At 53.5% G+C, this 17,956-nt stretch carries 14 protein-coding genes and 1 pseudogene; 8 read left to right on the forward strand and 7 right to left on the reverse strand.

Features of this window, described 5'->3' with window-relative positions:
- The first annotated feature begins 269 nt into the window (after window positions 1-269).
- Genes NO900_RS13190 through NO900_RS13200 form a run of 3 tightly spaced genes read left to right on the forward strand, consistent with a single transcriptional unit; the run spans window position 270 to window position 3,213 of the window.
- Entirely contained in the window at window positions 270-1,406 is a 1,137-nt protein-coding gene (locus NO900_RS13190) for a COG1361 family protein (RefSeq protein WP_256409684.1), read from the forward strand.
- A complete protein-coding gene (locus NO900_RS13195; protein ID WP_256409685.1) occupies window positions 1,403-2,065 on the forward strand; it encodes an ABC transporter ATP-binding protein in 663 nt (220 codons plus the stop codon). Before NO900_RS13190 ends, NO900_RS13195 begins: the two co-directional genes overlap by 4 nt.
- A complete protein-coding gene (locus NO900_RS13200; RefSeq protein ID WP_256409686.1) occupies window positions 2,065-3,213 on the forward strand; it encodes an ABC transporter permease in 1,149 nt (382 codons plus the stop codon). Before NO900_RS13195 ends, NO900_RS13200 begins: the two co-directional genes overlap by 1 nt.
- 57 nt (window positions 3,214-3,270) lie before the next feature.
- Here the strand turns inward: NO900_RS13200 and NO900_RS13205 are convergent, their stop codons facing one another.
- Window positions 3,271-4,671, reverse strand: a complete 1,401-nt coding sequence (locus NO900_RS13205; protein WP_256409687.1) for a DUF6498-containing protein — start codon at window positions 4,669-4,671, stop codon at window positions 3,271-3,273.
- A 314-nt stretch (window positions 4,672-4,985) separates the two neighbouring features.
- Here NO900_RS13205 and NO900_RS13210 point away from each other — a divergent pair, with 314 nt between their 5' ends.
- The 4 genes from NO900_RS13210 to NO900_RS13225 all read left to right on the forward strand — a co-directional run bounded on the left by NO900_RS13210 (window position 4,986) and on the right by NO900_RS13225 (window position 10,056).
- On the forward strand, window positions 4,986-5,600 hold the full coding sequence (locus NO900_RS13210) for an HD domain-containing protein (RefSeq protein WP_256409688.1): 615 nt from the start codon (window positions 4,986-4,988) through the stop codon (window positions 5,598-5,600).
- Window positions 5,601-6,607: 1,007 nt separating this feature from the next.
- Complete coding sequence (locus tag NO900_RS13215) at window positions 6,608-8,044, forward strand: sensor histidine kinase (RefSeq protein WP_256409689.1); 1,437 nt, start codon at window positions 6,608-6,610, stop codon at window positions 8,042-8,044.
- Between the two features lie 626 nt (window positions 8,045-8,670).
- A complete protein-coding gene (locus tag NO900_RS13220) occupies window positions 8,671-8,889 on the forward strand; it encodes a hypothetical protein (protein ID WP_256409690.1) in 219 nt (72 codons plus the stop codon).
- Between the two features lie 336 nt (window positions 8,890-9,225).
- On the forward strand, window positions 9,226-10,056 hold the full coding sequence (locus NO900_RS13225; RefSeq protein WP_256409836.1) for an IS5 family transposase: 831 nt from the start codon (window positions 9,226-9,228) through the stop codon (window positions 10,054-10,056).
- Between the two features lie 43 nt (window positions 10,057-10,099).
- Here the strand turns inward: NO900_RS13225 and NO900_RS13230 are convergent, their stop codons facing one another.
- From NO900_RS13230 to NO900_RS13245, 4 genes are all read right to left on the reverse strand, one after another.
- Entirely contained in the window at window positions 10,100-12,655 is a 2,556-nt protein-coding gene (locus tag NO900_RS13230) for a PAS domain S-box protein (protein ID WP_256409691.1), read from the reverse strand.
- Between the two features lie 343 nt (window positions 12,656-12,998).
- Window positions 12,999-13,475, reverse strand: a complete 477-nt coding sequence (locus NO900_RS13235; RefSeq protein WP_256409692.1) for an SHOCT domain-containing protein — start codon at window positions 13,473-13,475, stop codon at window positions 12,999-13,001.
- A 285-nt stretch (window positions 13,476-13,760) separates the two neighbouring features.
- Window positions 13,761-14,198 (reverse strand): TRAM domain-containing protein, encoded by a 438-nt coding sequence (locus NO900_RS13240; RefSeq protein ID WP_256409693.1) that lies wholly within the window; start codon window positions 14,196-14,198, stop codon window positions 13,761-13,763.
- Between the two features lie 101 nt (window positions 14,199-14,299).
- Window positions 14,300-14,593 (reverse strand): hypothetical protein, encoded by a 294-nt coding sequence (locus NO900_RS13245; RefSeq protein WP_256409694.1) that lies wholly within the window; start codon window positions 14,591-14,593, stop codon window positions 14,300-14,302.
- A 197-nt stretch (window positions 14,594-14,790) separates the two neighbouring features.
- Between NO900_RS13245 and NO900_RS13250 the strand changes: the two genes are divergently transcribed.
- A complete protein-coding gene (locus NO900_RS13250; RefSeq protein WP_256409695.1) occupies window positions 14,791-16,029 on the forward strand; it encodes a hypothetical protein in 1,239 nt (412 codons plus the stop codon).
- 93 nt (window positions 16,030-16,122) lie between these two features.
- Here the strand turns inward: NO900_RS13250 and NO900_RS13255 are convergent, their stop codons facing one another.
- Both NO900_RS13255 and NO900_RS13260 read right to left on the reverse strand, forming a co-directional pair.
- Entirely contained in the window at window positions 16,123-17,256 is a 1,134-nt protein-coding gene (locus NO900_RS13255; RefSeq protein ID WP_256409696.1) for a serine hydrolase domain-containing protein, read from the reverse strand.
- A gap of 190 nt (window positions 17,257-17,446) precedes the next feature.
- A pseudogene (locus NO900_RS13260) lies at window positions 17,447-17,677 on the reverse strand (7-cyano-7-deazaguanine synthase); the annotation flags it as partial.
- Window positions 17,678-17,956: the final 279 nt, after the last annotated feature.

Below are 17,956 nucleotides of genomic sequence, written 5' to 3' on the forward strand. Positions count from 1 at the left end.
TGACCCCGAGGCGGTTCACGAGACTGTTGATGCGCGGAAATAAACACCGAGGGTGCGGCTTGGATCGCCGATCGCTGCGATCATAGCTTTTTCTTAACAGGATAAACAAATATTAGCCAGATGCATTCGCCCCTCCACTCCAGTAGACGGTTGGTCCCCCGCTACGAGTCCCTCCAGTCAAGCCGGATTCACGACATGCGGGTCACAATCAAATGACCGCTAGTCGCTTGATCCGTGGGTTTGTCGCACTGGTCGTAGTAACCAGCGCGATGGTCAGCGGTGTCACGGTGGTTGCTGCGAATGGCCCTGCAGTCAACGTGTCATCAGTGAACGTCACGCCCACAGACCCAACAGTCGGTGAGACGGTCACAGTTGAGGTGACGATCTCGAATCAAGAAGGGAGCAATTCGATCGTTGATGTCTCAAGCATTATGCTGCGAACAACCAGCGAGCACTACGAGCGCGTTGAGGACGTTGGCGCGATTGCTCCCGGCGGCAGTCTGACAATCCCGATTACAACCTCGTTCGACACTGCGGGTGAAAAGGAACTGCTGGCGCATGTTTCTGCGGCGTCACAATCAAACGGAAGTGAGACATCCCACCTGCGGGCGTACTACCGCCCGATTACGATCGATGTGGAGGCCCCTGAGATAGACGCCGGCATCGCAGCGAGCACAAACAGCTCCGGAGAGACCACGGTCACGCTCACCAACTACGGGAACGTTGAGCTAACTGACGCCGAAATACGGACCTCAGTCAACGGAACCCAACGCGACCAGCGGGATATGTTCGACATTACACCCAACCAGAGTGAATCAGTTACATTTGACACCGCCAACTACGACTCGGATATTGTCACACTCACCGGAGCGTATACTGCCCGCGGTGAGCGTCATGAGGTTACTCGTACAGTCGATCTCAATCAGCAGGTACAAGGCGAAATTCGATTAACCAGCGTTGAAATCACAGAGAGAGGAACAACCATCTCAGTTGACGGCGAAGCTGCAAATATCGGTGGAACAGATGTCGAATCTGTCCTCGTACGTGTCCCGGACAGTGACACTGTGTCGCCGGCTGGCGGATCTGGGGAGTTCTTTGTCGGCTCCGTCGACGCGAGTGAGTTCGCAACGTTTGAACTCAGTTCATCTGTCTCAAACGGGACAGACACGCTTCCAATTGAACTCACCTATATTGTCGACGATGAGCGGATCACAACCACACAGACAATCGACATCTCAACGGCCGGCTCTAGTAGTCCCGAACCGAGTCAAGATCAGCCAGCTGCATCCTCAACCGGCGATGGTAGTTCTGGTTCGCTGGGACTCCCGCTGATTCCACTCATCCTTGGGCTGTTTGTGGTAGTCGGTGGAAGCGGTGTGCTCTATTGGCTCTGGAATCGCGAATGAGCGTTATTCGACTCATCGGCGTGACCAAGCGCTATGACACTGAGGCTGAGATAATCGAGGCGCTGAAAGCCGTTGACTTTCGTGCCGAACGTGGTGAGATGGTCGTGGTTACAGGTCCGTCAGGAAGCGGTAAGAGCACGATGCTAAACATGATCGGGTTACTTGACAGCCCGACCGAAGGGACAGTCCATCTTGATGGACGGAATGTTACTGATCTCAGCGAAGACGAGCGGACCGAAGAACGTCGCTCACAGCTAGGATTCGTCTTTCAGGATTTTCATCTGCTGCCGATGCTCACCGCAGTGGAAAATGTCGAACTCCCCTCGATGTGGGACACCGATGTTGACCGTCGGGACCGCGCTATTGATCTGTTGCGACGGGTTAGCCTTGGCGACCGACTGTCACATACCCCCGACGAACTCTCCGGTGGGCAACAGCAACGAGTTGCGATTGCGCGAGCACTCATCAACGAACCGGACATCCTCCTCGCAGACGAGCCGACCGGGAATCTCGACCAAGAGACGGGCAAAACAGTGCTTGACGAAATCACGCGTCTCAAAAATGAAGAGAATATTGCTGTCGTCGCAATCACACACGATGAGCAGCTGGTGGGATACGCTGATCGTGTTGTGCGACTCGTCGACGGGGTCGTCCAATAATGACTGTGGCGTCGTCCCTTCGTCGATTCCCAAGCGTGCTCATGGCATGGCGAAATCTCGGCCGAAACCGAACACGAACCGCCCTGGCGATGCTTGGTATCGTCATCGGTGTGATGGCAATCGCGTCGCTTGGGATGACTGGTGTCGCACTTGAACAGCAGGCGACGTCCAACCTCGGGAACCTCGCGAATGAAGTAAGCGTCTCCCCCGGCGAGGATATCGAGACTGACGGGATCACCAACGATCAAGTAGCAACGATACGAGACGTTGCACCCGCCACAACGGTCATTCCACAGAAATCGAATGCGACCGAGCTCACGGCGCGGAACGGAGCAGAAGCGAATGTGCAAGTCACCGGCGTAACGAATCCGGCCCCACTGTACGATATTGCGTCTGGTGATGAACCCACCCGTCTCCAAACAGGGGCGCTGATCTCAGCATCGACGGCTGAGCAATTAGGGTTGGAACTCGGTGACCCAGTCGAATATGAGGGGCAAATATATCGCATTCGTGGTTTTATCGCCGCTGAAAGTGGGTTTGGACCGAGTGGTGTTGGTGAGCTTGTGCTCCCAGAATCAGCGCTTAGCGAGCAAGAATACTACAATTCAGTGACGGTCATTGCCGCGAATGGAGAGGCGAGTACTGCAACTGCAAACGCCATCGAGACAGAGTTCAACGATGCCGACGAGGAGATTTTGACCGCGACGAGCTTCGCAAGCGTTCAAGAAAATATCTCCTCGTTCACTAACACACTTGAACTCGCCCTCCTTGGTATCGGTTCGATATCGTTGTTCGTTGCGAGCGTCGCTATTCTGAACGTCATGTTGATGAGCACCATTGAGCGTCGCGGCGAGATCGGTGTTCTACGTGCCGTCGGCGTGCGCCGGGGCGAGGTGCTTAGAATGATTCTCACTGAAGCAGCCTTTCTTGGAGCGGTTGGTGGCCTTGTTGGCAGCGCTGGATCGCTTGTGGTCGGACTCGCACTCTTCCAGGTTCTTACGGGGGACGCGACACTCGCATTGGAGTGGTCAAGTTCACGCTATCTTCTCTATGGGATGTTATTCGCTCTGATTGCGAGCGTTCTAAGCGGAATTTACCCCGCATGGACTGCTGCCAACGAGTCCCCGGTTGATGCACTTCGTGGCTGAGTTGTTATCAACCACGGTGATAATATACAGAGTTTGGTTACTGAATTTTAGCACCTGCTAAATCCGAGCGAGCATCGCATACAAGAGAACCCCGATCAGAATTGCGAAAAACGGTGCGAGCAAGACGAAGATACCGGCCGCCTCTGCTTCGCTCACCCGTGAAGAGCCAAGCATCACAAGCGGAACTCCGGCAAAAAATAATGCTAACACGAGCGCAGCACCCACGACGGCAGGATCTTGATCGGGACGTCCGTCATGTCGGACCGGCAAGCCAAGCGTTTCAATCGCTTGGTCTAGGTCTGTGACGGGGCCAAACTGGACTGTGTTTGTTGGCGTTGCCTCGACATTCGAGATGCTTAGTGTGCCGGTGTCAAACAAGCGGTCGGGAATTGCGTTTTTGATTTCAAATCGTGCTCGTGAGTGAACAGGCACAGTCCACTGTGGCGCATCAAGCACGGTATCGTACGCGACCAGTGCGTCTCCGCGTCGTTGGTATTCGATGGTGCCGTATCGGAGATAGTAGCTTCCAACACGGACTCCGAAGACACACACCAGCACGCCGAAGCCAACGCCGCCCCACACGAGATTTCCTGTAACGATAGCGGCTACAACTCCAAGCAGTAGCAGCGCTACGCCACGATTGACTACTGTGAGTAGTATCGTACTGATGCTTCCAAGTAGTACTGACTTCGGGCTAACTGTCACTCGTGCCTGAACCGCCTCATCAGGAAGCTCTGGCTCAGGCTGTGGACGGCTGAGTTCACGGTCGTCGCAAACCCGATCGAAAAGTGCTTGCAGGGAGCTTGCAATCGGTCCAGTCGATTCCCATGACACCGAGAGTATCGTCTTCATAATCACAAACCCTCCAAGCACAGCCACACCGGCTAACTGGCCCGCTGTCAGTCCAATTCCACCGAGTATCATCACCGCCATCGTCAGCTGTGTCGGTCGCTGCAGAATCTCACGAGCGGATACCTCCTCGTATTGTTTGGTTCCAATGTAATCAACGCTGAATTCAATCACCTGTGCGATCAATAACGCACTAATGCTCAGACCAACCTCCCACGACAACACTATCGATGTCTCGATTGCAATCCACGACAGCACTGTAATTGGCATAATCGTAGATCCCCAAATTCCGAGGATTGAGAGCGCAAACGGTATGTTTCGTGGATACACCGGCGGAAGCGTTGATAATGGACGCCAGCCACCTCGCTTGTGTCGTAGTTCATGGAGAGGTTCTCGCTGTCCAACCACATCAGGCGATCCCCGCTTTGCAAACAACGACTTCACCGCACCAAGAAGGACCGTACTAAACGCCTCAACCCAGTAAAGTACCAAAAGCGTCCAGACGTTCCAGTCTCCGAAGAGTACTCCGATTAGGGGGACCATGTTCGCTGTGATAATCACCAGATCGGTAGCTGACTGGTGCGGTACCGTGGAGGGCAGACCGCGCATGTTATCATTAATGCAGACGGCTGTAAAAAAACACTCTCAATGAACTCTGTTGGAATCCTTAGCCTGTTAAAATTTTTAATAACTGACAGGATCGGTGTCCGAGATACAGAGACTGCAGTCAGCACAACGACTCATTAATGGCACCTGCTGACTCGGATCGGCTACCCCGGCATGCCGGGAGCCGTGTTCGATCTCTCGGTAGTGATTCACGGAAGTGATTGTACTCGATATAGCGGGAACCATGAACCGACGAACACTTTCACTTCCGGTCCGGTTGACTCAGATATTTTTCGCTTACTGAGGAAGTTCTCATCGTGCCCTCCGATACCCTCATCGACGAATTGAGAGACCGTGTCAAGACCGCCGCACACAGTGAGACGAACGTATTCGGTCCAGGTATCTGGAAACACCACGTGGTACGAGTCGTCGAGAATGCCCAGCAACTTGCTGTTGAACTTGATGCCGACTACGATACGGTGACTATCGCCGCTCTGTTACACGATTATGCATCGCTAATTGATCCAGATTACATCGACGAACACCACCACCACAGCGCTCGGATCGCAGAGGAGATAATCCGGGGCCGAATCACGGAGACACGCCTAGCGACGGTGAAGCGGTGTATCAAAGCCCACCGCGCAAGCTGTGGCCCGGATCCAGTCACTCCGGCGGCACACTGTGTCGCAAGTGGTGACGGGATGGCACACATTCATGCAGTCCCGTCATTACTGCATGCGGCATACGTCACCCGGGAGATGACCGTCGAAGACGGAGCTGGCTGGGTCCGCACCAAGCTCGAACGCAGCTGGGAGAAACTCCATCCAGTGGCGGCCGACGCTGTTCGCGACGAGTATCACGCCGCACTGACGGTTTTAGACAGCAATCGGACATTTGATGGGAGCAGTGCAGTTGCCTTTCGTGATCACTGACGTGAGTACCGCCAACTGGTCGTCCGAAAACAAGCCCCAGACTGCGGTGCAATCGACCCGACTATCGTTGCTGACTATGCACTCTATATTCAGCAGGGTTCGGCGGTACTCCCAATCTGCCAGCATGAGAACGGTTAGGCATGTCTCATCACAAGCAACCTGGAACTGAATGGGCTGACCGGCATCGGCAAGCACTCACGACTCGACATACTCACGAAGATGCCCTTACTGACCGCCAGTTCGAGCTCCTGTTGGAAGCATATACAGCCCTTCCGGCACCACACGATTTTGAAGCACGATTCATCTGTCTCATCGCAGGCTGACTCGGGCTTTGTGCTGGGGAGATTGCATACTTCCAGACTGCGTGGGTGAACTGGAACCGCCGCAAGATTCGTATCCCACAACATGAACCCTGCCAGTGCGGGTACTGCCGATGTCAAGCCCAACAGGAAATTACCCACAACGACGACCTATCTACTGCGGATGCGCTTACATCTCGATGGCATCCGAAGACTGTCGCTTCGGCGCAGCTCATTCCATCTGATCTCTCGCTTCCACTTGAACTGTGTGCCGAACGTTTCGCTAACCGGTACGATGCGTTTCCCCACTCGCGGTCAACAATCAACAGGCGGGTGCAGGCCACAGCTGACGAAGCCGACCCTTCGGGACGTGTCTATCCACACTGTCTACGAGCGAATGCCGCCAGCTACCACGCTTACAAAGGCGTTGCCCCCGTGCCGCTCCAAGCTCTAATGGGTTGGAGCGATCTGGCGACTGCAGAAAAACACATCCGTATTTCCGGGACAGCAACGGCTGATGCACTACGTCGTGTCCATCACGGGTAGGAACTTCCTAAACGTCGTTGAGTAGCGAACTGACCGATACAGAGGGTATACTCAGCAAGATCTTGCCCAATATCTCCATATATACAACAAAGAGTGGTGCTTCCACCGGAGATGACGCACGATTTTAATATGCTTACATGTGTACTGGACTCATCATAATCAATGGATGACGATACAACCCACCGAGAGAACAATAAACACAAGCCTGTGTGGTATCAGACGCTCGTTGAGGAGGTAAATGATCTCGCGACAGTCATCGATACCGACGGGACGATAACCTACGTTAGTCCGGCCATCAAGCGGGTTCTTGGCTACGACCCCGGCGAATTGGTTGGCCACGAGGGATTCGAATTCGTTCATCCCGAAGACCGAGAGCAAAACGCCGACGCGCTAGAGACAGTTCTCTCAAACCCTTCCGAATCCGAGACTGTTGAAGTTCGATTCCGCCACGCCGACGGCTCGTGGCGCTGGATTGAGGCCACAATGCGGAATCGAGTTGACGACGATATCATCGATGGGATTCTGCTTAGCAGCCGGGATATCACCGAGCGAAAGGAGTACGAACGCGAAGCGCGAGAGCTTGCCGAAGAGTACGAAGCCGTTTTGAACAGCGTGGAGGACGCCATCTTTCTGATGAATGTTGAGGAAGATGGAGATGATGTCCGATTCGAGTTTGAGCGCCTCAGTCCCTCCTACGAGCGCCAGACTGGGATTACTACTGAGGAGGTACAGGGGCAGACACCACAGGCCGTGTTCGGTGAAGAACAGGGCGCTGAGTTAGCGGCGAACTATCACCGCTGTGTCAAGGCCGGCGAACCGATCTCGTATCAGGAGGAACTCCGGGTCAGCGAAGGAGCACGATTCTGGCAGACGAAACTTGCGCCGGTGGTCTCCGATGGTGAGATAACTCGCCTCGTTGGGGTCACTCGGAACGTGACTGAACGCGTCGAACGTGAGCGACAACTACGTCAGCAGAACGAGCGGCTCGGAGAGTTTGCGAGTGTTATCTCCCACGATTTGCGCAGTCCGCTCAACGTCGCACAGGGTCGCGCTGCACTCCTTGCTGAGCAGGGAGAAAGCGAGCATCTTGATCCACTACTACAGGCGCTTGACCGGATGGAGGCGATCGTCGAGGATACGTTGACACTTGCTCGCCAAGGCGATACAATAAGCGAAACAGAGTCGGTCAGTTTGACTAACCTCGTCGGGAAATGCTGGGCGACAGTAGACACGGATGACGCAACTATCGAAATTATAGATGAGATGACCTTTCAAGCTGACCCTGACCGGTTACGCCATGTGTTCGAGAACCTGTTCCGAAACGCCGTTGAACACGGTGGATCCGACGTGACCGTTCGTGTCGGCTGTCACAACGAACTTGGGATCTACGTCGAAGACAATGGACCAGGAATTCCAGTCGAAAAACGTGATGAGGTGCTCAAACCAGGACACACGTCGGCACAGGGGGGCACTGGTTTCGGGTTGACTATTGTAAAACGAATCGTAGAAGCCCACGGCTGGGAGTTGTCTGTAGCCGATGGAACCGATGGTGGTGCACGGTTTGAGTTCGAGATGTCTGAACAGGGAGAGCTCGTGTGAGTATTTAGGCAATGCCCGACCCATGGCTGAGAAGTGTGACCACACCTACTGAGCGCGGCGTGTACTAGATAAGCGCTCTGTATTCACGATGGCAAATCTGTCAATTGTTGAGTATTTTAACAGAGCTAAATCCTTCGCAATATATCTTGACTCGATTATAGCCGACACTTTGACTCTACTTCGTATCTCAGTACTGTTCCGGCGCTGAATTTATGATTTCTTTTAGCGCAATTGGGACCATAAAAAATCCAAGGTACAGGTGATTATCACTACGATTTGGTCTATTCTCGGCAGGTCACCAGCCACGATTAAAAGAAACAACGACGTCACGAGATAGAGACACGCAATCGCCCATCGAATGATGGGATTCTCTAGTATTCGAATGTAGTTCACGGTAAGGATTTGTTGTGTTCTCTGTGTTGAAGATTCTGGAGTAATCAAGCATAAAATAGTATAGCAGCACCATTTGGATCCAAGTGAATATGACCCGGCGAAAATTCCTCACTGCAATTGGTATGCTGGTGTGGAGTGGATGCGTATCACCTTCCAGTCCGAGTTCTCGAACCGATTCTACAATCACTGTTACTAATCGTCGCAACAGGCAAGTGGAACTCTCTGTTCGGCTCATGGACGGAAAGTCCGCGTTCGCCGTGGAGGGTTTCGAACTTGACGCCGGTGAGACGAGCCAATTTGACCAGGCAGTGCCGGAGACCCCACCAACGATGAACGTCGTCGTCAAGATACTCGAACCCGTTGAAAAAACGTACAAACAAAGAATCCGTGCGGGTGTCTCCGAATATGCCGTTCAAATCCGATCAGACGGCATTGAGGTGATCTGGGAGTGAAACTGGATTCCGTGTAGGTACTGCCAACCCAGCGACCTGATACCAGCGCGTCAGATACGCCTCTATTTAGTACGGTTTCAACAAACTGGCCGACAACCGTCAGTAGCGCTTTGACCGATACAGCCGATGCAGCCTTCACGGAAACTGCGTTATTTCCCCCAGCCAAATCCTGAACCAACCGACAGAACGTGCCTGCGCATTGAGTGTCGAGGATTCTGCCAGATCTGGGAGATATTCTAACAGCTGTGCGAGATACAGGGCGCGGGCCGTGTTTAGACGCTAGGAATATTGCCTGAACGGCGGGATTTCGAGGAAGTGAAGCGAGCAGAGTTCGATGTGCCCTCGAAACTCGCTCGCTTCACCGACCGATGTGTGGCATTATCTCAAAAAGCTGTCGGGAGTGACGGCAATCAGCCTGTCAGGAAAGGGGAAGGTGGCTACGCTGATTGGGTAATCGTCGCTCTTCATGGACTCCGCGAGTACCTCGACCTTCCATACCGACGACTCCTCGATATCCTCCGTGAAATGCCTGATATCGTGGAGAAACTCGGATTGACGGTCGATGAACTCCCGGATTTTACCACGGTCTGTGCCCGGAAGCAGGCGCTGAAGATGCGGATCTGGCGAGTGCTGTTGCGGCTGTCGGTGAATCTATTTGATACTGGAGAGATTCAGGCGATTGACTCCACCAGCCTCGCCCATCGTTCGTCTAGCCACAACTACGCAAAACGTGTCAAAGGAACGTTTGAGTCGGTCAAGACGACGCTTCTCGTGGATTGCTCGACAAGGGTAATCCTCGACGTACACTGCTCGATGAACCTTCCACACGACACACAGATCGCGTGGCAAGTCCTCTCGAGAAATCTCGACCGCTTGGGAACTGTGGTCGCCGACAAAGGTTTCGACTGGGACAAACTTCGGCATATGCTGCGGGACGAAGGCATCAGAACGGTGATCAAGCACCGAGAATTCTATGGGCTTGATGCCGCCCACAATGCTCGGATAGATGATGAAACGTACCATCGGAGGTCTATCGTCGAATCGATATTTTTCGCGCTTCGCAAGCGATTCGGCTCGACGGTTAAAGCCAGAACGTGGTTCGGTCAGTTTCGAGAGATCGTCCTAAAAGCCGCTGTCAGAAACATCGAGCAGTCTCTCACCACCTGAACCGCGCGAATTCGAGCGTCTAAACAAGGCCCAGGGCGCGTATTCAAGACGTTATGTGCTCAACACCAGTAATCTCGAACCGCGCCCCACCGTCCTTGCTTTCGGTCAGGGCAACCTCCCACATGTGCGCATTAGCAATTTGCTTAACAATCCGCAAGCCGAATCCGGTACCCTTCTCTCTGGTCGAATACCCCGCCTCAAACACAGCCGTGCGCTCTGTCTTATGAATCCCAGGACCGTCATCAGCGAAATAGAATCCGTCCTCATCTGAAAGATCGCCGACCGTGATGGTTACGTCCTCACCGCCGTGTTCAACCGCGTTACGATAGAGATTCTCAAAAAGTTGCTGGAGCCTGTTACTATCAGCTTGGATGTGTTGCTGGGTTTCAATTTTTAAATCCGCCGGTTTGGTCGTAGGGAACTGCCAACTCTGTTCGGCGATATCTGCCAGTGCGACTGTAGTTGTCTGTTCAATATGACTGTCCTCACGGGCTAATGTCAGTAAGTCATCAATCAATGCTTGGCACCGACCGACTGCCTCAGTTGCGTCGGCTAGGTGGTCACTTTCACAGTCATCACGAGCTAGTTCTAATTTCCCATCAACGACATTTAATGGATTCCGGAGTTCGTGGCTAATAACACTAGTAAATTCGTCAAGACGTTCGTTCCGACGCTTGAGTTCCTGTTCGCGACGTTTCTGTTGATTAATGTCGCGGGTGGCACCAACGATCCAGTCCACGTCGCCGTCCATCTCAACCGGCGTGATATGTGTCCTCCAATAGACAAGTCCATCGTCAACCGGTGACCCCTTGTTCGGAACCTGTTCCTCAGCGAGTGTCTCCTCATAACTAAGTGACTGTCCGGTTTCGAGACACTGACGATACTTGTGGACAATATCTTGCCCACGCGTCTCGCCGAAGAGTTCCTGCGGCGTCTTCCCCCGGATATCATCATTCGAGAGCCCAGTTGCCGACTCAAACGCGTGGTTCACTCGCTTGATCACAAACTCATCATCTGAGTGTTCAATAATAAACAGCATATCCTGCGCATTTTTAAATAGTGTTTCAATTTGTTTAAGAGCGTTAATTCGTTCTTTCTGTGCTGTGACATCTCGCGCAACGATAGCCACGGCTTTACTCACGTCCTCGTCCCCAAATTTCGGACGCGTAGACACGGGCGAGAATCGGTGCTCGTAGACTGATGCCGACTCGCCAGCAGTCACGGTCAGTTCCACTGGACCGGGGTTCTCATCTTCGCAGTCGTTTAGTGCCGTCCTAAGCGCCTGTTTGAATTCCACAACCCCCGAGCGGGTATCAGAATACTGCTCAACAAGTGGCATAATGGGTTCACTGTCAATCTCTTGGGCTGTGAGGCCAACGTTGGCAAGCGATTGCTCATTCGCATACACGACTCTCTGGTTCTGATCTACCACAAAGACTGCATCATTGATACTCTCAAGTAGATCCTTGTACTGTCTGAGTTGGTGCTCCCGTTGTTTACGTTTAGTGATATCACGGGCGAACGCGACGAATCGGTCCTCTCCTTCCAAGCGGAAGCTGCTAATGTGGATCTCAACGGGAAAGTACGATCCATCACGCCGCTGGTAAGCGCCCTCCAATCGATGTCTCTCACCCACATCTATCTGATTCCACAGCGCGTGCGCCTCGCTGTGGTCGATAGACTGGTCCAACTCCCAGACTTTCATTCCGGCGAGTTCTGAAGCATCGTAGCCGGTCCTCTCACAGAGCCGTGGGTTCGGACTAAGGATGTTGCCGTCAGCATCGTGAAGGTTGATCATGTCCGGCGAGTTCTCAAACAGCGCCTCCAGCCTACTCGTTTTCCGCCGGAGTTCCTGTTCACGCTGTTTCCGGTCAGAGACATCCCGCACCGTACAGACGAGTTCACCGCGTTCGGTTGTCGCCAGCGTGTGATCCACAACGACTGTACTCCCGTCCGAACGGATGCTCGTTGTTTCCCCGTGCCAATATCCTTCTTGCTCAACTGCCGGAAGAATTTCCTGTTTTACCTCCGATATATCCTCGTCCGGATAAGCTAGTTCCCAGTGTTCGCCGATCATCTCGCTTGGATCGTGGCCGTGGAGGTCGGCGAACCGCTGGTTGACGTAGATATAGTGGTGGTCGTTATCAAGGATACTGATACCTTCCTGAGCTCTTTCAATCGCTTCAAGTTGACGGGTTCGTTCTCGCTCAGCTTCCCGCCGGTCAACGGCTTTTTTAATTCGGTTTGCGAGCACTGGATACTGTCCGGTCCCGCTCTCTTTCTGCATATACTCCGTGACGCCCGCTGAGATTGCGTCGCTGGCGACTTCCTCACTCCCCTTGCCCGTGTAAAGAATGAACGGAAGGTCTGTGTGCCTCTCTCGGACGGCTCCGAGGAACTCAATCCCATCCTGCTCCGGCATATCGTAATCGGAAACCACGCAGTCAAAGTTGTCGCTGGCGAGGCGATCCAAGCCCTCACTTACGCTCGTCACCGTTTCAATTTCGAACCTGTCGTCTTCACGTTCAACAAAGGTCGCGACCATCTCGGCAAAATCAGGTTCATCATCGACGTGAAGAATCCGAATAATATCATCCATAGAAGCACCATTGATACACGGTAACACGAAAATCTGTTGAATTCAGCCACTCCATACTACGCTGAACTCAATCCTCTGTATCTTACACGGCGTTTCTAGTAGACTTCTGAGAAGTAGTCGCTGGGCGCGGTAGGTGTGTGACCCATACTGACTGATCACTCTCTCCCGTTGATCGGCCTCGGTTCGTATCTCATTCGCGCTCTGCATCCTGCATGTACCGAAGTGACCTACCGTGGACTTGCCGGAAGCCGGGTGTAAGATACAGAGCTCTATCATAGATGGCTGTTATTACTGCTTCTCCGAGACGATCAGGATTGATTTGTGCTTTCTCCAAAGAATCAGCTCAGTAGCTTTCCTCTTCGGCTAATTCTGACGAAGACGCAGAATCAGTTTGTGAGTGTGACACGTTCTCATTACGTTTTGATACCGATTTCGGCTGACTAACCCAAGAGATATCCTCGGTTTTAATTAACCGCTCCAGTTTGTGTTCAAACTCCGTGTCAGAGATATTTCCCGTTGCGTATTGCTGACGGAGGTTCTCAATCGGTGTGGATCTGCTGTCCGCCTCGGAATCAGCAGGATCGGCATTGACGGGGTCAAACTGTTGGCCGAGTGTGTAAACGAGAGATGCCGATATTAACACAGCAGTAATGCCAAGAGCCAACCAGTGAAGCCCATTTATCGGGACAACACGTGGGTCGGGTGTCTGAGTATATTGTGGAGTGCGTAGAAAGGTGTAAATCAACCAGACACCGAACACCGCACTAAGCGAAGCAGCGGCAGCCCGCGGCCGCGGGCTTTCAGGGGCCCAACCGAACATATGTCACAGATCAGTACAGTCAATAAAATATTTTGTGAATATCACGAATAGGTTTACGACCGGTAGCGGATGGCCTGTTGTTCACACGCCGAGTGCGACGAGCGTTCACTTACCTCTGGTCCGTCTGTAGTGTGCGCGCGCTCTTTAGCACGGCTCCAAAGCCATATCACTGGTTGAGGATTCGAACAAGTCTCCCCAATCCTGGTTTGGACGTGCTCTTCAGTGGTCGATTCCCTCTCAGGTGGGAGTCGTTTCGAAGAACTTGTCCATGCCCATTTCCGCGTCCTAGACTTCTACACGCGGTTTGCGATCAACGACGTCGGCGAACGCAACGTTTTCGCGCACCTGTCGCATCTCGACGGTGACACAATCTCCGATATCCGTCTCAGGGACAATCACAACGTAGCCGCGCTCAACTTTCGCGATCCCATCGCCTTGATCACCGAGGTTCTCGATTTCAACTTCTCGTTGTTCACCTTCCTCAACCGGTGGCCCGTCGTATTCTTCTTGCTCATTTTCTTGATCAGTAGGCTGGATGGTGTCAGTCGTCTCTGTATCGGTAGCCTCTGACGTTGACGTCGAAATAAGTGCAACACGGTATGTCTCACCCTCAGTAATTGTCCCAGTGGCTATCTCGCGGTCTGGTACTGTGATCTGATACGTTCCATCATCTTGCTCGACAGTCGCAGTGTACAATGTCTGGAGTGTCTCAGAAATTTCCATAAATTGTGTTTACCGTAATACGTGGTAGATAACTTGAGTCTAGTGTTCCCGACACTCTCGGTTGGTCACTCTCGTCTCAAGCGAGTGATCCAATAGACCGCTTAGGAATTCTCGCTGTGATCAAACAGCGCGGCGAACTCGTCAAGAAGCTCCTGTGGTGATTGCTCGCCTCCACGAGACGGAAGCGGGGCTTCCCAGCATTCGATCTTGAGTGTGTGCGCGTTCGATACCGGCTCAGGTTCGGTTGTCACGTTGAAGATACCGGTCTGATAAATCGCTAACAGCCGCTGATTGTGCACATCAACATAATCGACACCAACTCGATTCAATACGGCTGGAATGTCAGTCGGCTCAGACAGCGAGACGGAGGCGCTTGGTGCCGCCGAGTCGCACATACCGTTGTTTCGCATATCACACATATAAAACCCGCCTCAGAGTGGATTCATCCGTACTATCTAGCTCGTTACCCTGACTGATCTGTTGTCTCCCAGTGAGTGCTGCAGCTGGTAGTTTCATACACCTGTACTCCTTATCGTGATTAATTACCTGCCGCGCCCCCAACTATATCATCAACCCGCTGATGGACAGTACAATGGCAGTCACGCTTGCCGAGCCAACGGTGCTTGCTGCCGCGAAAGACACCCTATACCCGGATATCGACACAAGTCCGGATCAATATGCGGTCACGGAGACGCAGTTCACGCAATCGACATGGGGTGGGTGGACAATTCCTGATACACTTCGCGAGCGGCTCGCGCCGTACAACACGCTCCGACTCGCCGCCGGCGAGCCCGACTTACTCGGCGTCGGCATGCCGGCAACGGAGGTACTGAATGGTGATGCAGCGACGACGCCAGTGACGGTGGTTGAGGCGAAAGGCCACAACTCCGACCCGGGCGACGCAGATGTCGCTCGCGGCATCACGCAAACTCACGCCCATCTCCCAGAAGTCAACCTTGGATACGTTGCTGCGCCGGCCGCTAGCATTACCGACGCGGCACGTGCACATGCACGGAACCTGAACGTTGGTGTCATCGCCGTCGACGATACAGGATCAACACGTCTCGTCGAACCCGCCCGTGTTACTGGAGCTGGTGAGTTCTCCACAACAATCGATGCGGTGCGACTCCAAGCCACGACGCATCGACTCACCGATGGCAGCTTCCCAGTGAATCACCCGAAAAACTACCTCGGGTACGCACTTGCGATTGCCGCCGATGGTGACACAGACGTTGTCTACGCCGATAACGTTATCAACGCCATTTCTGATGGGCGGCGCGGCGCGATTCTGCTGAACCTCGTTGATGCCCAGCCAAACGGGGACTCACTCACACACCTCGGTGCTGAGGTTGTTCGCTTCGCTCGCGACCAACATGGAGGCGTCACAGCTGCGCTTGAGATCTTCGATAGCTGGACCGGTCGCTCAACCCGATTCACCGAACTCGCACCGCGATGGGCGCAACTCGCACGGTCAGTTGCGATTCAGTACGAACCAACTCGGCTGATTGTTGAGTCACTCGAACGACTCCACGATCAGGGGGTTCGTGATGCGACGATCGCTGATATGGCGCTCGAAGCAACCCATATCAACCAGCCGCTCGCTGTTGAGGTGTTTTTTACCCAGCATCGGCGGAACGATGTGCTCACCGCAGCTGGTGATATTGACGAGTCTGTGCTTACTGACCCGAGGATCTACAAATCGGGGATTCACTTCCAATTTAAGTATCAGTTGTTCCACCTCGGAGTGGTGACGACTGGTGGGACAGACGACAAAGAGGCAGTGTTGGATAACGAGTGGCGGTTGGAACACACAGTTGGACTTCCGACGTAGTTACTCCTTGTATTGACTTCAGTATGAGCCCCTCCATCGCGATAAAGATAGCCCGGAGATGCCGGTTCCTGGAGGGCCGACCGCTACGATACCTCACTCATAGAGCGCTAACCGGACGGCATCGGACATCCCACTAACGCGAGCGGCATGCTCCCACGATTCTTCGCGGATCCCGTTGGTGACGTATGCGAAGCCGACGTTTAGTTCAGGGTCACCCCAGCCAAAAATACTCCCGAGCCCGGCATGACCGAACATCCGCTCGCGACTGAACGATCCGAACATGTCATTCGCCAATCCGCCAGTCCAAAACCCAAGCGCATACCGGGCCGGTCGCGAGAGTGTCCCGTCCGAATCCGTTTCAGCGTGGGTCCGAGTCGCTTCAGCAACTGTCTCCTCAGCTAGCAGGCGTGTGCCATCGAGTTCACCGCCGTTGGCCATACATGCATAAAACCGCGCCATATCTCGCGCAGTGCCAATCCCGTTTGCTGCCGGGATAACTGCACGTCGAACGGCTTCAATGTTAAACGCGTCTGCGGATTCGGACGCTGGAATACCTAACCCTTCACCGGCATCCCGGCAGCGGTCGAACATCTCGAAGCCAGCAAGGGTAGCCACATCGTCATCTTCATCCGGGCTAAGTCCAATCGACGAGCGGTCCATTTCCAAGGGGTTGAATACGTGTTCGGCAACATACTCGTCGACGTGTTGACCGGATATACGGTGGATGAGCTCACCCACAACCCAGCCGTAATTGAACGTATGATACGCGGGTTGTTCACCCGGGTCAAACACCGGATCAATATCTTCCATGGCTTGGACAACTGCGTCCCAGTCACCCCATTTTTCGGGCTGGTCATCAAAGTCGCCATATGGGATACCGGCGGTGTGGCTAAGCACCTGCCGGATGGTGATCTCGGCTTTCTGTGTTCCGTCGATGGCGAACTCGGGCCAGTGTTCGACAACCGGGTCATCGTATGCCGCCTCGCCTCGCTCGATGAGTTGATGCAGGCCGACGCCGGCATATGGTTTCGTACATGAGAAAATGAGATGCCGCGTTTCTGCGGTCGTTTCGTCGCCGTCCGGCCCGGTCGTTCCGCCAGCAAAATCCACAACGAGATCCCCGTCAACGTAGACGGCGAGCTGGGCACCGTGATGTAGGCCGACATCGAGATGTCGATGGAATTCGGCTCGAAGTTGCTGTCGATCGCTCTTGGTGAGTGTTGGCATACCTCTACTTGAAAAGTATTGATGATAAGAATTGGGTAAGAGCGTACAACTTGCTGTCTACACGCTCTGTTTCGCGCACACAGGTCCTGACACGGGGTGAGTAGATTGAGGTTATACGTCTATATGTTATCCCCAGTGCTGACTGCATCAAAAGTGAATTATCAACTTCTGAATAAAATCGACTCCTGGGTTACGAAAACACCGGCCGCTCAGCATACGCGATCGGGTCATGTGACCCAGCGTTCCGAAACGCTTCGAGCCGGAATGTACACGCATTATACGTCCCACATGCCGGCTCTTCGTTACGGTAACACGACCAGGTGATGTCGTACGGCACTCCGAATTCTAGGCCGCGCTCTGCGATTTCTCTTTTCGACCACTCGACGAACGGCGGTTTCAATTCGACTTCTATCTCTGGTCTTATCCAGCTCTAATAATCGTCACGTACGTTGTTAATAGTGTGTCATCCTCTGGAAGCGGAGGAAGGCGTCGGTATCACTTTTGATTACTAAGTTGTATTACCAAGTTATAAGTAAGTGAATTACAGACATCAGCCATGGCCTTTACCGGCGAATTCGAACGGGAGGGTGCTACCGTCTGGTCACGGCGGCAACGGGGTCTGGAGCGACTGTTCCGGCGTACCGTTGAGCTGGAGTTCGACTTCTTTGCGGCAGCGTACAGTCAGAAGATCCCAGAGGGT

The organism is Halorubrum rutilum (assembly GCF_024494565.1).

Coding starts and splice junctions, on each gene's coding strand:
- NO900_RS13250 (WP_256409695.1), top strand. CDS start 14,791: ATGGCAGTCACGCTTGCCGAGCCAACGGTGCTTGCTGCCGCGAAAGAC.
- NO900_RS13235 (WP_256409692.1), bottom strand. CDS start 13,475: ATGTTCGGTTGGGCCCCTGAAAGCCCGCGGCCGCGGGCTGCCGCTGCT.
- NO900_RS13220 (WP_256409690.1), top strand. CDS start 8,671: ATGGACGGAAAGTCCGCGTTCGCCGTGGAGGGTTTCGAACTTGACGCC.
- NO900_RS13215 (WP_256409689.1), top strand. CDS start 6,608: ATGGATGACGATACAACCCACCGAGAGAACAATAAACACAAGCCTGTG.
- NO900_RS13205 (WP_256409687.1), bottom strand. CDS start 4,671: ATGCGCGGTCTGCCCTCCACGGTACCGCACCAGTCAGCTACCGATCTG.
- NO900_RS13200 (WP_256409686.1), top strand. CDS start 2,065: ATGACTGTGGCGTCGTCCCTTCGTCGATTCCCAAGCGTGCTCATGGCA.
- NO900_RS13190 (WP_256409684.1), top strand. CDS start 270: ATGGTCAGCGGTGTCACGGTGGTTGCTGCGAATGGCCCTGCAGTCAAC.
- NO900_RS13195 (WP_256409685.1), top strand. CDS start 1,403: ATGAGCGTTATTCGACTCATCGGCGTGACCAAGCGCTATGACACTGAG.
- NO900_RS13240 (WP_256409693.1), bottom strand. CDS start 14,198: ATGGAAATTTCTGAGACACTCCAGACATTGTACACTGCGACTGTCGAG.
- NO900_RS13230 (WP_256409691.1), bottom strand. CDS start 12,655: ATGGATGATATTATTCGGATTCTTCACGTCGATGATGAACCTGATTTT.
- NO900_RS13255 (WP_256409696.1), bottom strand. CDS start 17,256: ATGCCAACACTCACCAAGAGCGATCGACAGCAACTTCGAGCCGAATTC.
- NO900_RS13245 (WP_256409694.1), bottom strand. CDS start 14,593: ATGTGCGACTCGGCGGCACCAAGCGCCTCCGTCTCGCTGTCTGAGCCG.